We start from the raw sequence: 14,191 nt of genomic DNA on the forward strand, positions 1-14,191 counted from the left end.
GCGGAGATGATCGGCGCAAGGGTGGGTCGTGGCCGGGCAAACAGCCGTTGACCAGGGACAATGGGTACGGCGCCGGACCGTCGCGGCGTCGTACCGGTTTGATCGAGGAGCTCGTAGACCCGCATGGCACGCCGTACCAGCACCGCCGAACCCGAAGACTTCGAGGAGCGCATCCTCGACATCGACGTCTCCGACGAGATGCGTACCAGCTACCTGGAGTACGCCTACTCGGTGATCTACGCCCGCGCGCTGCCCGACGCGCGGGACGGCCTGAAACCGGTGCAGCGGCGGATCCTGTTCTCGATGGCGGAGAACAACATCCGCCCCGACCGCTCGCACGTGAAGTGCGCCCGCGTCGTCGGTGAGGTCATGGGTAAGTACCACCCGCACGGCGACGGCGCGATCTACGACGCCCTGGTCCGGACCGGGCAGTCCTGGTCGATGCGGGTCCCGCTGATCGACCCGCACGGCAACTTCGGCTCGCTCGACGACGGCCCGGCCGCGATGCGGTACACCGAGTGCCGGATGGCGCCGCCGGCGATGGCGATGACGGCCGGCCTGGACGAGAACGTCGTCGACTTCAAACCGAACTACGACGGCCAGGAGAACGAGCCGTCCGTGCTGCCGGCCGCCTTCCCGAACCTGCTGGTCAACGGCGCCACCGGGATCGCGGTCGGGATGGCCACCAACATGGCCCCGCACAACCTGGTCGAGGTGATCCAGGCGCTCCGGCACCTGATCAAGACGCCGAGCGCCGACATCGACGACCTGATGCGGTTCGTGCCCGGGCCGGACCTGCCGACCGGCGGCAAGATCGTCGGCCTGGAAGGCATCAAGGACGCGTACGCGACCGGCCGCGGCAGCTTCAAGATGCGCGCCACCGCCCGGATCGAGAACGTCACCCCGCGCCGCAAGGGCATCGTCGTCACCGAGCTGCCGTACGCCGTCGGCCCGGAGAAGGTGATCGAGAAGATCAAGACGCTGGTCCAGGCGAAGAAGCTGCAGGGCATCGCCGACGTCAAGGACCTGACCGACCGGACCCACGGCACCCAGCTGGTGATCGAGGTCAAGAACGGGTTCGTCCCCGAGGCGCTGCTGGAGCAGCTGTACAAGCTGACCCCGCTCGAGGACGCGTTCCACGTCAACAACGTCTGCCTGGTCGAGGGCCAGCCGCGGACGCTCGGCCTGAAGCAGCTCCTCGAGGTCTACCTCGACCACCGGTACGACGTGGTCCGCCGGCGCAGCGAGTTCCGCCGGAAGAAGGCGCAGGACCGGCTGCACATCGTCGAGGGCATGCTGATCGCGATCCTCGACATCGACGAGGTCATCCAGATCATCCGCAGCAGCGACGACTCGGCCGCGGCGCGGTCCCGGCTGATCGAGATCTACGACCTGTCCGAGATCCAGGCGAACTACATCCTGGACATGCCGCTGCGCCGGCTGACGAAGTACTCCAAGCTCGAGCTGGAGACCGAGAAGGGCGAGCTGGAGCGCGAGATCGAGGCGCTGACCGCGATCATCGACGACCCGAAGCTGCTGCAGAAGACGGTGTCCGACGAGCTCGCCGAGATCGCGAAGACCTACGGCACCCCGCGACGGACCGTCCTGCTGGAGTCGTCCGGCGCGACCAAGACGGCCGCGGTGCCGCTCGAGGTCAGCGACGACCCGTGCTGGATCCTGATGAGCTCGACCGGGCTGCTCGCCCGGACGAACGGGGTCGAGCCGTTCGGCGGTGGCGAGGCGCGCGCGAAGCACGACGCGATCGTGTCCGCGGTGAAGAGCACGGCGCGTGGGCAGTACGGCCTGATCACGAGCGCAGGCCGGTTGATCCGGCTCGAGTCGCTGGACCTTCCCGCCGTACCGACGACCGCTGCCGCGCCGAACCTGCAAGGTGGCGCGCCGATCGCGGAGTTCGTGTCGCTGGAGCCGGGCGAGAAGGCGCTGGCGCTGACGACGATGGACCCCGACTCGGTCGGTGTTGCTCTTGGTACGACGGGCGGCGTGGTGAAGCGGGTCGTTCCGGACCACCTGAGCAACCGCGACTCGTGGGAGATCATCGGGCTCAAGGACGGCGACGAGGTCATCGGCGCGGTCGAGCTGTCCACGGGTGAAGAGGAGTTGTGCTTCATCACCTCCGACGCGCAACTGCTGCATTTCCCCGCGTCCGCAGTACGGCCGCAGGGACGGACCGCGGGCGGTATGGCCGGTGTCCGGCTTGCTGCGAAGGCAAAGGTGGTGTTCTTCGGAGCCGTCGACGCCGGCCGGGAGGCGCAGGTCGTCACGATCGCGGGCTCGTCGTCGGCGCTGCCGGGGACGGAGGTCGGCGCGGTCAAGGTGACGCCGTTCAGCGAGTACCCGGGCAAGGGCCGCGGGACCGGCGGTGTGCGCTGCCAGCGGCTGCTGAAGGGTGAGGACGGACTGCTGCTCGGCTTCATCGGTGCGGCGCCGGTGAAGGCCAGCGCGAGCAGCGGTGCTCCGGTGGATCTCCCGCCGATCGACCCGCGCCGGGACGGTTCCGGCGTACCGGTCGCGCAGCCGATCGCTGCGTGCGCTGCTGATCTGGCAGGCTGACCCCGTGAAGAGACTGCTCGCGCTCGGCGCGGTCGTGGTACTTGCGCTGGCCGGATGCAGCGACAAGAAGGACTCCGGCGGAGGTGGGCAGTCCAACGACGGGGACGCGGTCGCGCTGCTCACCGACGTCAAGAAGACGATCGACGACGCGGCCAGCGTGCACATCGTGCTCACCGGCCGCGACCTGCCGGACAACGCGCAGACGTTGGCCAGCGGTGACGGCGTCGCGACGCACGCGCCTGCGTTCAAGGGCAAGCTGACGGTCCGGTCCGCGGGTGCGCCGATCGACGCTCAGGTGGTGGCAGTCGGCAGCAAGGTGTACGCCAAGCTGTCGTTCACGCCGAGCTACATCGAGCTCCCGCCGTCCCAGCTGGCCTCGCTCGGCGCTCCTGACCCGGCGATCCTGCTCGACCCGGCGAAGGGCCTGACCGCGGTCCTGCCGACGATGAAGGACCCCAAGATCAAGGGCGAGACCCGCGAGGGCGCGAAGGTGCTGACCGAGGTCACCGGCTCGGTCCAGGGCAAGGATCTGCAAGGCATCTTCCCGAAGGCGCCCGCTGACCAGGACTTCCCGAGCACGTTCAAGATCGACAAGGACGCCAAGCAACTCGTCTCGGCCACGATCACCGGGCCGTTCTACTCCGGCGCCACCAGCAGCTACGACGTCACCCTCGACAAATACGGCGAGAAGGTCGAGATCACCAAGCCGTGAGCGACAGCTCGGCGAGGACGCGACTGACGCTGGCGTCCATCGCGGTCGCGTTCGCTGCGGCGGACACGTACGTCGTAGTGCTGGCGTTGCCGGACATGATGGCCGGCGTCGGGCTGTCCGCGGACGAGCTGCAGCGGGCGGCGCCGATCATCTCGGGCTTCCTGCTCGGGTACATCGCCGTGCTGCCGTTGATCGGCCGGATCGCGGATGTCGTCGGACGTACGCCGGTGTTGGTCGGCGCCTTGTTGCTCTTTGCGGTCGGTTCGCTGATCACCGCCGGGGCGTATGACCTGCCGCTGGTGGTAACCGGTCGGTTTCTTCAAGGGGTCGGCGGTGGCGGGCTCGTCCCGGCGACGCTCGCGCTGGTTGCTGATCTCTGGCCGGCCGACCGGCGTGGGCTGCCGCTCGGCGTGGTCGGCGCGGTGCAGGAGCTCGGGTCAGTGCTCGGTCCGCTGCTGGGCGCCGCCGTACTCGCCATCGCCGACTGGCGCTACATCTTCTGGCTCAACCTGACAGTCGCGGTGGTCCTCGCGCTGCTGCTGCGCGGTGTTCGCCGGCCACCGCTGTCCGCGGTCGTCGGCTTACTAGCCTGTGTCGCGCTCGGGCTTACGCTCACGGCGCCCGACCGGCTCGCGTCCGGTGTCACGCTCGGCCTGCCCTTCGTACCCTTCACCGGAACCTCCCGGCTGCTGACGCCCATTGGTGTCGCGACTCTCGTGCTGGCAGTCATCTGGCTCGGGTTGGTGTTGTGGCAGGCGCGCGGCCGCCTCGGCAGCGTGCTGTCGCAGGTCGATCTGCTTGGCGCACTGCTGCTCGCGCTCGCGCTCGCGGGTGTCGTGCTGGCCTTCGCAACGGCGGACCCCGAACGTCAGTTGATGTCGCCGGCCGGTCCGTGGCTGCTTGTCGCGGCTGCTGTCTTCTCAGTTGCGTTCGCGCTCTGGCAGCGTCGTACGGCGGCGGCCATCGTGCCTCGTGGTCTGCTGGGCGCCCGTCCTGCCTGGGGCTCGTTGGTAGTCAGCTTCCTCATCGGGTGTGCACTGATCGCGGCGCTGGTCGACATACCGGTCTTTGCGCGCACGACCCAAGGCGGTGGGCAGCTGGCGGCCGCACTGGTGCTCGTACGGTTCCTGATCGCGCTGCCGGTCGGTGCGGTTGCCGGTGGGTGGCTGACGCGACGCTACGGGCTCGGACTGATCGCAGGGGCCGGGCTGGGGTTGTCCGGCGCGATGTTCTTGGTGATGGCGTTCTGGAGTCGTACGGCGCTCGATCACTGGCCGGCGACCGTCGTACTGCTGCTGTGCGGTTTCGGCTTCGGCCTTGCGCTCTCGCCGCTGAACACGGCCATGCTCGGCGCAACACCTGCCGACTCCCACGGCCTGGTCAGCGCGCTGGTGGTGGTCGCGCGGATGGTCGGCATGCTCGTCGGCGTCTCCGCGCTGACCGCGATCGGGCTCCGCCGGTACTACGCCATTGCCAACGGCATCAAATCGCCGAACGAGCTGTGCCCGTCCTCCCCCGGCAACTGCCGGCCGTTCGTCGACGCGCTGCGCGACGCGGCCGTTTCACAAGTTCACGCCATCTTCGCCGGTGCTGCCGTGTGCGCGTTCCTGGCCGCCGTCCTCGCCGTACTCCTGCTCGGTCGACGTGGTCTAACGCACACATGATGATCATCATGAGGGACAGCTGTCTCACCTCGCGTACCGTGAGGGTGTGACCCCTGCGCCCGAAACCACCGGCCCGCCTGGCCTGTGTTCGACGTACTGCCGGGTACTGCGTGAGCCGCTGGCCGGCACCGCGGTCGTGGCCAGGGGCTGGGTCGTCGTCGAGCAGCCCGGGCCGTGGGGCGCGAAGGCGCCGACGCAGAGTCATCTCGACGCGTCGTTCGGCGGAGCGTTCGACGACGAGTGCAAGAAGGCTGATGTCCGGTTCGGGCTGATCCGGTCGACAGGGCGGCACGCGGACGCGGTCGAGCGGTCGCACCAGGTGTTCGTCGCCTCGACCACGCCGGGCCAGAGCTGGCTGCTCGGCGGGCGGGTCGCCGACCCGTCCGAGCTGGGCGACCTCGATCTCGATGCGGTCGCGCGTGGTGATCGCGCTGCGGTGATCGCCTCACTGCCCGGGCTGCTGCCGGTCGACGAGCCCGTCGTGCTGGTGTGTACGAACGGCAAGCGCGACGGGTGTTGTGCGATTCTCGGTCGGCCGCTGGTGTCAGGGCTTGCCGAACGGGCACCGGGGCGCGTGTGGGAAGCCAACCATCTCGGCGGACACCGCTTCGCGCCGACCGCGACGTACCTGCCGGCCGGCACGATGCACGGGCATCTCACCGTCGAGACAGCGGTCGAGGCGCTGGCCGCGGCCGATCGTGGCGAGACCATCCTGACCGGGCTGCGCGGCCGGTCCACCTGGAGCAAGCGCGGTCAGGCGGCCGAGGTCGCCGTACGAGAGCTCACCGGCGAGCTCTCCCTGGATGCGTTGCACGTCGTGGCCGAGGGACCGGACACTGTCACCGTCCAGCACCTCGACGGACGGTCGTGGATCGTCCCGGTCACCAGCGCGCTCGCTGACCCTCCCCGTCCGGACTCGTGTGGAAAGGAACCGTTCGCGATGTCGATCCTGCAAACCGGAACTCCAGTGTCAGGTGCGGTCCGATGAGCGGCGGCTTCGACGATCTGCTCGCCGCGAACGCGGAGTACGCGGCCGATTTCCACTACGGCGGATTCGACGGGATCGCGCACGCCGGGATCGGCCTGGTCACCTGCATGGACTCCCGGATCCCGCCGCTGGAGATGCTCGGCCTCAAGCCGGGCGACGCGAAGGTACTGCGCTCCGCCGGCGGGCGGGTCACCGAGATCACGCTGACCGGGCTGGTGCTCGGCGTACAACTGCTCGGCGTACGCCGGATCATGATCATCCCGCACACCCGCTGCGCGATGGCCGCGATGTCCGAGGACGACCTACGCGCGAAGGTCGAACAAGCCGCGGGCAAGCCGGCCGGGTACCTGCCGATCTCCGTGATCCCCGACCAGCTCGAGGCCCTGCGCCGCGATGTGGCCGCGGTCCGCGAACACCCGCTGATCGGCGACGACATCCTCGTCGGCGGCTTCATGTACGACGTCGACAACGGCCGGCTCACGCAGATCGACTGAGCAGCACCTCGAACCCGTCGAGGTGACGGGCGAGGCTGTACTCGAACAGCTCGTTGAGGTCGGAGACGGCGTTCTCCGGAACGGCTGCGAGCAGCGGGAATCGGCCGCTGCTGAGGAGCTCCTCTGCGCGTCGCCGTTTGTCGATCCACCAGCGGTCCAGGGTCACGCCGGTCTCCTGCTCGGCTTCGACCTCGTCCGCCATCGCGCGGGCAGCGGTGATGACGAGGCCGTGGAGGGTGAGCGCTTCACGGATGCAGATCTCTGTCGGGAGGCCTAGGCCGTCGAGGGCTCGCAGGGTCCATTCGGTTTGGGCCGTGAGGTTCGGGACGAGCAGTGGGCGGGTGAAGGACACGGCGGCCGGTAGCCAGAGGTGACGGCGGCAGAGCTCCCATTGCCGGCGGGCGATCAGTTCCAGCTTGGCCCGCCAGCCGTCCGGTCCCGGATCCGGAAGCTCGTACTCCCCGAAGACGGCATCGACCATCTCCGTGACCAACTCGTCCTTGTTGGCCACGTGGCGATACAGGGACATCGTCCCGACGCCCAACTCCACTGCCACGCGTCGCATGGAGACGGCCTCGATGCCCTCGCCGTCCGCCACCAGCACTGCCGCCCGCATGACCTGCCCTCGAGTCAACACCGGGCGCCCGCCGCTGCGCTGCTCGCCATCCCTGGCCCGGCGAGGTTGTGGAGCAACTACCGTGCCGGAGCCGACCTTGGTCTCGACCAGGCCGGCGTCGCGGAGCGCGGCCATCACCTTCGTCGCTGTCGCGATCGCGATCCCCCAGCGACGCGCGATCTCCCGGACCGACGGCACCCGCTCCCCCGGCGCCAGCTCGCCGGTCAGGATCAGCGTGCGCAACTCCGCCACCACCTGTTGATACATGACCTCAGTGTACTAGTTCACTCCTAACACTCGCGCCCTTATTTATAAAGGTTATCAGCATCCTCTGAGTACGGTGTACGCATGATCCACCGCGCCACCTCTGCCGACCACGAGGCTCTGATAGCGGTCCTCACGGAGGCATTCACCGACGACCCGATCGTTGCCTGGCTCTTCCCCGACCCGGCATCGCGGGCCGAACTCCAGGCGACGCTCTACTACCGCCCGCTTCTCACCCATCCGGCCGCCGAGGCCGATCTCATCGCGCCCGACGCCGGCGCAGCCATCTGGCTCCGGCTCGCCAGCGGGCAACCGCCGTACGGCGACCAGCCCGCTCCGACGCCTCGGTTGCAGGAGCTAGGTGAGGCGCTCGCTCAGCGGCATCCGCACGACCAGCCGTACCTGTATCTGCCCTGCATGGGAGTCGCAGCGGCCCACCGCAGTACCGGACTCGGGTCGGCGATGCTCCGGCACCGACTGCAGTACGGGGACTCGCTCGGCCTCGGGACGTACTTGGAGGCCAGCTCGCCCCGCAGTCGCGCCCTGTACCTGCGCCACGGCTTCCAGGACCGCGGCGCACCAGTCCAACTCGCCGGCGGCCCACCGCTGTGGCCGATGTGGCGACCCAGCACACCAACGACAGGAGACCACCAATGAGCCGTCCGATCTTCGTTTTCGTCCACGGCACGCACTCGTCTGCCGCAGCGTGGACCGACCTCGTCAACGAACTGATACTGCGCGGCCACCGCTGCGTCACCGTCGACCTGCCCGGCCACGGCACCAACGGGTTCTTCCCGCACTCCTACCAGGCACCTCAGGACCTCCGCGGCCTCGCCACCGAGCCGTCGCCACTCGCAAGCCTCACCATTGACGACTATGTCGACCACACGATCAGCGTCGTACGCCGGGCGCGTGAACTCGGCCCCGTGATCCTCGTCGGCGCGAGCCAGGGCGGGGTGACGCTGAGCCGCGTCGGCAACGCCGTACCGGAGCTGCTCGAGCGCGTCGTCTACGTGTCGGCGTACTGCTGTGTCGAGCTGCCGAGCATGGCGGACTACTTCGCCACGCCCGAGAACAGCGAGAGCCTGGTCGATCAGGTCACCAAGGCAGTTGCCGGCGACCCCGCCGTACTAGGCGTTGCGCGGGTGAACTGGCGGACCGCCGATCCGGACCTGATCGCCGGCATCAAGGAGTGCCTCGCCGCCGATTTCACCGACGAGGCGATGCACAACCTGCTGAACCATTTCCAGCCCGACGAGCCGGTCGCTATCCCGGTCTCCGACGCCCGCGGGCAGGCGGACACTTGGGGACGGATCCCCCGCACGTACGTCCGCTTCACCGAGGACCGCCTGATCCCACTCGCTCTCCAGGACCGCTTCATCGCCGAGGCCGACCGCCTCACACCCGACAACCCCACCGACGTCCACGACATCCCTGCACCCCATGTAGGCCCGATGTCTCGCCCTGACCTCATCGACGTCCTGACAACTCTCGCTCAGTGAAGGATGACCTTGCCGGTGTCGAGTTCGTAGTACGCGCCGGCGAGCTTGAGCTTGCCTGACTTCTCCAGTGGGCCGATGACGGGTGACTGGCGGAGCTTGGTGAGGACGAGGGCGACGTTGGCTTGTACGGCGTTGGTGAGGCGGTCGCCGGGTTTGCCGGTGACCTGGCGGACGGCTGGGGCGAGGGCGTCGACGAGATAGTCGAGGCTGTTCGTGTGGGAGGTCCGTTGGCCGGCGTCCAGGGCCTTGATGGTGGCGTCCAGCGCACCGCAGCGTTGGTGGCCGAGGACCAACAGGAGTGGGGTGTGGAGCTCGGCGATGCCGAATTCGATGCTGCCGGTCACCGACTGGTCGAGCGCGCCGCCGGCACTTCGTACGACGACCAGATCGCCGAGGCCCTGGTCGAAGACCAGCTCGATCGGCACGCGGGAGTCGACGCAGCCGAGGACCGTGGCGAAGGGATGCTGGCCTTTGCTCACCGCCACCCGTCGCGCGATCCCCTCGTCCAGGTCCTGGTCCTGAGCTGCCACGAACCGCGCGTTACCGACCATCAGCCGCTCCAGCGCCTGGTTGCCGTTAGCAACCACAGGTGAGGTGGCCGGCGGCGAGGCACTCGGAACCCGCGTGCTGCCGGCGGACTCGACCCGGTCGTGTGTGCAGCCGGCCAGGGTTGCCGTGGCGACGGCGCCTTGTGCGGCCGCAGCCAGCGCGCTGGTGAGAACGCGGCGGCGTGAGGGCATCGGAACAGCGGGCGGCTTGCTCAACGACGTCCTCCTCACACACGGACGGCCGGGGCGGTGCCGTCGGATCGACCGTAGCAGATTGCATACAGTCTGCAGTACTCTCAGGATCTTCGAATCTCTCGGCCCACGGCGGAAGATCTGATAGACATCCCGTATGAGACTCCGCCCCAGCTCATTCCACCGATCCCTGTTCGTCGGCGCTCTGGCGCTGACAGCTGTCCTGTCCGGTGCTCCGATCGCCCACGCCATACCCGACGCCGCGCCGACACTCCGCGGCGACCAGGCGACCGGCTGCCTCGATCACTCGATCGTCGGCACGGTCGAGGAACAGCGTCTGGACAGAGGCGTGGCCGATGGGCCGTCCGTCCCGGCGGAGATCCTGCGGCGGTCCGGCTTCGACCGGCAGGTCCAACTGTTCGCCGGCCTCCTGTGCCGGGTCCCCAACCGCCAGGCCGCAGCAGCACTCGTCCGCACCCAGGGCGAGACCCTCTGGCGTACGGCGACGCACCGGGCTCAGCACCCCGTACGCGGAGTCGACGCCCTCCCCGCTACCGACGACCGCGGCCTGTACTGGGCTCGGATCTCGATGGCGTTCGCCCTGCGCCAATGGCAACCACGCTTCGGCCTCGGTACGACGGAACGCGCCGCGCTGATCAAGTCGTTCGAGTACGCCTCCCGCGGCATCACCAGCACCCGCTTCACACCCGGTGTGCGGAAGATCCTCGTCACGGGATTCGACCCGTTCACGCTGGACGCGGATATCCGTATCGGCAACCCGTCCGGCGCGAACGCGCTCACGCTCGACGGTCAGCGCTGGACGGTGAACGGCAAGACGTACGAGATCCAGACCGTTGTCTTCCCCGTCCGGTACACCGACTTCGACGAGAGCATGGTCGAGCACGCTCTCGCACCGCATTACCGCCCGGGTCCGCAGCACGCCGATCTCGTGATGACCGCGAGTCAGGGCCGCGTCGGCATCTTCGACCTCGAGGTCTTCAACGGCCGACGTCGCTCGGTCAGCTCGATCGGCGACAACAACAACATCTGGGGCGGCGGCACGATCAACGCCCCGGTCGTCTCCCCCAGCATGCCGCCCGGCCCCGAGTTCATCACCTCGAGCCTTCCGCTGGCCCGCATGTCGTACGCCGACGTCACACCGTTCCGGACCCGCGTCAACACATCAGTCCTGGAGATCCCGGCCGGCCAGACCGAGCCGGTACGCCGACCCGACGGCCCTACGCCCGGCGCGATCGCATCGGAGGGCACCGGCGGCGGCTACCTCTCCAACGAGGTCGCCTATCGCAACACCCTCCAACGCGACCTCCTCGACCCGTCGATGCCGGCCGGCCACCTCCACGTCCCGGTCCTCTCCTTCGACCCGACCAACAAGACCGCGATCACCGACCCCACGTACGAAGCCAACCGCGAGTCCATCGTCACCGGCGCCCACGCCATCCTCCGCGCAGCGCTCGGCTAGTACAGAAAACTGATCATCACCACGCTCGGCCTGATCACTATTCTGTCCATCAGATCGCCAGTATGTCGGCGGTCTGGACGGGCAGCCCTGTTTCGAAGGAGCGGTTGGCTGCTAGTCCGGTGACCAGGGCCAGGGCGGCTTGGCGGGCGTCGGCTAGGTCGGCTCCCTCGGTTGGTTCGTCGTCGAGGAGGGCCGCCAGGACGCGGGCGTCGGCGCCGCCGTGGCCGGCGTGGTCGTGGTCGACGGTCTGGTCGATGGGTGGCTCCCAGAGCGGCCGGAGTGTGATCGACGTACGTCCCGCGGTTGGTGCGGCGAGGTCGCCGTGGACCCAGCCCTTCGCTGATTCGACCCGCAGATTTGGGGCGGTAAATGTCGACTCTTCGACATTGAGCTCCAGTCGGCCACGCGATCCGTTGAACATCACGCGGTAGCCCTCGGAGGGTGAGTACGCGGTCAGGTGGTACGTCATCGTCGCGCCGGTGTTGTAGGAGACGAGTAGGGCCATGTCGTCCTCGATCGTCACGCCGGGGGCGAAGACGTTGCGGTCGCGGTAGTAGCCGTCTTCGGCTTCAGCCTCCAGATAGAGCTCGCTCAGCGTCGCGTTGTCGGCGAGGTGCAGGGCGAACGGGTCGTCGAGCGCCTCCGGGGAACCGTGCACGCGGGTATACGGGCGCGCGTAGCCGTGCCGCCGGCCGGGGCCGTAGAACGCCAATTGTCCTTGTGCATAGACGATCCGCGGCTCCGCACCCAGCCACCAGTTGACGAGATCGAAGTGGTGGCTGGCTTTGTGGACCATCAAGCCGCCGGAGTTCGCCTTGTCGCGATGCCAGCGGCGGAAGTAGTCCGCGCCATGGGACACGTCGAGCAACCACTCGAAGTGGACGGAGTGGATGTCCCCGATCGCCCCCTCCGCCAGCAACGAACGGACTCGCCGATGCACGGGGTTGAAGCGGTAGTTGTAGGCGACCGACAACGACCCGCCGGTCTCCTCGACCGCAGCCAGGATGCTCCTCGCCTTCGCGGCATCGGTCGTCATCGGTTTCTCGCTGATCACGCGTACGCCGGCCCGCAGCGCCGCCTCGATGTAGAGGTTGTGCGTCGCGTCGACGCTCGTCACGATCAGCAGCTCGATCCGCTCGACCCGCAACATCTCCTCGAACCGCCCGGGCGGCCATTGATGCGCAGTACGACGACCGGCCGCGAGCAGCATCCGGTTGTGGAAGGCCATTCGGACCGAGTTCGGGTCGCACAATGCGACGACGTCGTACCCGTCCCGCTTGGCCAGGCCTTCGGTGAAGAGTTGTGCGCGGTTACCGGTTCCGACGATTGCCGTCCGCACTGGCATGGACTACCTCCTATTGCTTGACCGCGCCGGCCAGGCCGTTGACGAAGAAGCGCTGCAGGAGCACGAAGAGCAGGATGATCGGGGCGAGTGTGATGACCGTGCCGGCGCAGAGCAGCGTCCACTCGGTCGAGTTCTCGCCGATGAACGCGTACATGCCGATCGCGAGTGTGCGCAGCTCGGGGCGGCCGAGCGTGAACACCAGCGGGATGAAGAAGCTGTTCCACGCCGTGATCGCGGTGAACAGACCGACCGTGGCGAGCATCGGCCCGGACAGCGGCAGCATGATCCGCGCGAACGTCTGGTGGAAGTTCGCGCCGTCCACCATCGCGGCGTCCTCGAGCTCCTTGTCGATGGCCATGAAATACCCCATGAACAGGAACGTCCCGAACACCACTCCCCCGGACGCCTGCACGATGATCACCGACCACAGGCTGTTCAGCAGATGCACCCGCTGCATCAGGTCGAAGACCGGGATGATCGTGTACCCGTGCGGCAGGAACAGGGTCGCCGACACCAGCCCGAGGCAGAACCCGCGGCCCGGGAATCGTGTACGGGCAAGTACATATCCCGCGCAGGACGTGACTACTAAAGTGATCACCACCGTGCCTACGGTGATCAGAATTGTGTTCATGAAGTACCGGCCGAACGATGCCTCCTGCCAGGCGTTCAGGTAGTTCGCCCAGAGGAAGTGCGAGGGCATCGGGTTCAGCCCGTCGGTGAAGAAGTCGTCATCGCTCTTCAGTGAAGACCCGAGCGCCCAGAACAGCGGATAGAGCCAGGCCAGTCCGCTGACCAGCAACGCCACATGCGTCATCACGGTCACCATGCGCCGCCGGGTCATGATGAGACGCCTCTCCGACGAGCGAGTGAACGCAGTACGACGACTTGGACCACGGAGAAGCCGATCAGCAGCAGACCGTAGATGAACGACGCCGCCGAGGCCAGGCCGATGTCCGGCTGGACCGCGTTGGCGTTACTGCCGCCGAAGGCCAGGTGGTAGATGTACGTGTTCACGACCTCGGTGGCGAAGAACGGGCCACCGCTGGTCAGCACCTGCACCAGGTCGAAGATCTGGAAGGTCCCGATCACCGCCAGGATCACGATCACCACGCCGACCGCGCGCAGCATCGGGATCGTGATGTAGCGGAACGTCGCGATCCGGCCGGCGCCGTCGAGCCGTGCGGCCTCGTAGAGCTCGTCCGGAATCGTCTGCAGCCCGGCCAGGAAGTACACCAGGTTGTAGCCGAACGTGTGCCAGATCCCGACCAGGATGATGATCGCCATCGCGAAGTGCGGATCCCCCAGCCAGTCGATGTGCTGGTGGATCAGATGCAGGTTCAGCAGCAGGGTGTTGATCGAGTCACCGAAGTTCGACACCAGCAGCTGGATCACGACACCGATCACCGCCGCCGACGTGACCACCGGCAGGAAGAACAGCGTCCGGTAGAACGACGCGAATCGCAGCCGCTTGTTGTTCAGCACCAGCGCGAGCGCCAACGCCAGCACAAGCTGGATCGGTACGACGAAGGCGGCGTACACGAAGGTGTGACCGAGGGATCGCCAGAAGATGCTGTCGTGGACGATCTGCCGGAAGTTGGCCAGGCCGACGAACTCCGACGGGTCACCGATCCCGTCCCACTTGTAGAACGTGTAGCCGAGCGACGCGATGATCGGATACACCACGAACGCGAGCAGCAGCACCATCATCGGCGCCAGATACACATACGACCAGAGATAGGTACGACGGCGCGCCCGCCGCCGGGCCGCCGCTGGTGGCGGCCCGGTAGCGGTCACGTCCTGCCGTACGGCGGTCAT

General features: G+C 67.8%; 13 protein-coding genes. 8 read left to right on the forward strand and 5 right to left on the reverse strand.

Features of this window, described 5'->3' with window-relative positions:
• The first annotated feature begins 123 nt into the window (after nucleotides 1–123).
• From ACFWUU_RS14600 to ACFWUU_RS14620, 5 genes are read left to right on the forward strand one after another with little or no spacing between them, the layout of a single operon-like run.
• On the forward strand, nucleotides 124–2,571 hold the full coding sequence (locus ACFWUU_RS14600) for a DNA topoisomerase (ATP-hydrolyzing) subunit A (RefSeq protein WP_380175832.1): 2,448 nt from the start codon (nucleotides 124–126) through the stop codon (nucleotides 2,569–2,571).
• Nucleotides 2,572–2,575: 4 nt separating this feature from the next.
• Entirely contained in the window at nucleotides 2,576–3,283 is a 708-nt protein-coding gene (locus ACFWUU_RS14605; protein ID WP_380175834.1) for an LppX_LprAFG lipoprotein, read from the forward strand.
• A complete protein-coding gene (locus ACFWUU_RS14610; RefSeq protein WP_380175836.1) occupies nucleotides 3,280–4,947 on the forward strand; it encodes an MFS transporter in 1,668 nt (555 codons plus the stop codon). Before ACFWUU_RS14605 ends, ACFWUU_RS14610 begins: the two co-directional genes overlap by 4 nt.
• A gap of 46 nt (nucleotides 4,948–4,993) precedes the next feature.
• A complete protein-coding gene (locus ACFWUU_RS14615) occupies nucleotides 4,994–5,935 on the forward strand; it encodes a sucrase ferredoxin (RefSeq protein ID WP_380175838.1) in 942 nt (313 codons plus the stop codon).
• Nucleotides 5,932–6,429 carry a carbonic anhydrase gene (locus ACFWUU_RS14620; RefSeq protein WP_137255290.1) on the forward strand — a complete coding sequence of 166 codons (498 nt, stop codon included), beginning with the start codon at nucleotides 5,932–5,934 and terminating at the stop codon, nucleotides 6,427–6,429. The genes ACFWUU_RS14615 and ACFWUU_RS14620 overlap by 4 nt, the downstream gene beginning before the upstream one ends.
• Here ACFWUU_RS14620 and ACFWUU_RS14625 read toward each other — a convergent pair.
• A complete protein-coding gene (locus ACFWUU_RS14625; protein ID WP_380175840.1) occupies nucleotides 6,413–7,312 on the reverse strand; it encodes a TetR/AcrR family transcriptional regulator C-terminal domain-containing protein in 900 nt (299 codons plus the stop codon). The genes ACFWUU_RS14620 and ACFWUU_RS14625 overlap by 17 nt on opposite strands.
• A gap of 81 nt (nucleotides 7,313–7,393) precedes the next feature.
• Here ACFWUU_RS14625 and ACFWUU_RS14630 point away from each other — a divergent pair, with 81 nt between their 5' ends.
• Together ACFWUU_RS14630 and ACFWUU_RS14635 are read left to right on the forward strand one after the other, a co-directional pair.
• Entirely contained in the window at nucleotides 7,394–7,966 is a 573-nt protein-coding gene (locus ACFWUU_RS14630; RefSeq protein ID WP_380175842.1) for a GNAT family N-acetyltransferase, read from the forward strand.
• Nucleotides 7,963–8,811 carry an alpha/beta fold hydrolase gene (locus ACFWUU_RS14635; protein WP_380175844.1) on the forward strand — a complete coding sequence of 283 codons (849 nt, stop codon included), beginning with the start codon at nucleotides 7,963–7,965 and terminating at the stop codon, nucleotides 8,809–8,811. Before ACFWUU_RS14630 ends, ACFWUU_RS14635 begins: the two co-directional genes overlap by 4 nt.
• Here the strand turns inward: ACFWUU_RS14635 and ACFWUU_RS14640 are convergent.
• Nucleotides 8,805–9,575 carry a carbonic anhydrase gene (locus tag ACFWUU_RS14640; protein ID WP_380175846.1) on the reverse strand — a complete coding sequence of 257 codons (771 nt, stop codon included), beginning with the start codon at nucleotides 9,573–9,575 and terminating at the stop codon, nucleotides 8,805–8,807. The genes ACFWUU_RS14635 and ACFWUU_RS14640 overlap by 7 nt on opposite strands.
• A gap of 133 nt (nucleotides 9,576–9,708) precedes the next feature.
• On the opposite strand from ACFWUU_RS14640, the gene ACFWUU_RS14645 reads away from it, so the two are divergent.
• Complete coding sequence (locus tag ACFWUU_RS14645; RefSeq protein WP_380175848.1) at nucleotides 9,709–11,031, forward strand: hypothetical protein; 1,323 nt, start codon at nucleotides 9,709–9,711, stop codon at nucleotides 11,029–11,031.
• Between the two features lie 49 nt (nucleotides 11,032–11,080).
• Here ACFWUU_RS14645 and ACFWUU_RS14650 read toward each other — a convergent pair whose 3' ends face one another.
• Genes ACFWUU_RS14650 through ACFWUU_RS14660 form a run of 3 tightly spaced genes read right to left on the reverse strand, consistent with a single transcriptional unit; the run spans nucleotide 11,081 to nucleotide 14,191 of the window.
• Nucleotides 11,081–12,376 (reverse strand): Gfo/Idh/MocA family oxidoreductase, encoded by a 1,296-nt coding sequence (locus ACFWUU_RS14650; protein WP_380175850.1) that lies wholly within the window; start codon nucleotides 12,374–12,376, stop codon nucleotides 11,081–11,083.
• Nucleotides 12,377–12,386: 10 nt separating this feature from the next.
• Complete coding sequence (locus tag ACFWUU_RS14655; RefSeq protein WP_137255284.1) at nucleotides 12,387–13,217, reverse strand: carbohydrate ABC transporter permease; 831 nt, start codon at nucleotides 13,215–13,217, stop codon at nucleotides 12,387–12,389.
• Complete coding sequence (locus ACFWUU_RS14660) at nucleotides 13,214–14,191, reverse strand: carbohydrate ABC transporter permease (RefSeq protein WP_380175852.1); 978 nt, start codon at nucleotides 14,189–14,191, stop codon at nucleotides 13,214–13,216. The genes ACFWUU_RS14655 and ACFWUU_RS14660 overlap by 4 nt, the downstream gene beginning before the upstream one ends.

This window comes from Kribbella sp. NPDC058693 (assembly GCF_042715335.1).
GTDB lineage: Bacteria > Actinomycetota > Actinomycetes > Propionibacteriales > Kribbellaceae > Kribbella > Kribbella jiaozuonensis.

What these genes read in the sequence shown, in the direction of transcription:
- ACFWUU_RS14600 (WP_380175832.1), top strand. Translation starts at nt 124, where the DNA reads ATGGCACGCCGTACCAGCACCGCCGAACCCGAAGACTTCGAGGAGCGC.
- ACFWUU_RS14620 (WP_137255290.1), top strand. Translation starts at nt 5,932, where the DNA reads ATGAGCGGCGGCTTCGACGATCTGCTCGCCGCGAACGCGGAGTACGCG.
- ACFWUU_RS14625 (WP_380175840.1), bottom strand. Translation starts at nt 7,312, where the DNA reads ATGTATCAACAGGTGGTGGCGGAGTTGCGCACGCTGATCCTGACCGGC.
- ACFWUU_RS14630 (WP_380175842.1), top strand. Translation starts at nt 7,394, where the DNA reads ATGATCCACCGCGCCACCTCTGCCGACCACGAGGCTCTGATAGCGGTC.
- ACFWUU_RS14635 (WP_380175844.1), top strand. Translation starts at nt 7,963, where the DNA reads ATGAGCCGTCCGATCTTCGTTTTCGTCCACGGCACGCACTCGTCTGCC.
- ACFWUU_RS14645 (WP_380175848.1), top strand. Translation starts at nt 9,709, where the DNA reads ATGAGACTCCGCCCCAGCTCATTCCACCGATCCCTGTTCGTCGGCGCT.
- ACFWUU_RS14650 (WP_380175850.1), bottom strand. Translation starts at nt 12,376, where the DNA reads ATGCCAGTGCGGACGGCAATCGTCGGAACCGGTAACCGCGCACAACTC.
- ACFWUU_RS14655 (WP_137255284.1), bottom strand. Translation starts at nt 13,217, where the DNA reads ATGACCCGGCGGCGCATGGTGACCGTGATGACGCATGTGGCGTTGCTG.
- ACFWUU_RS14660 (WP_380175852.1), bottom strand. Translation starts at nt 14,191, where the DNA reads ATGACCGCCGTACGGCAGGACGTGACCGCTACCGGGCCGCCACCAGCG.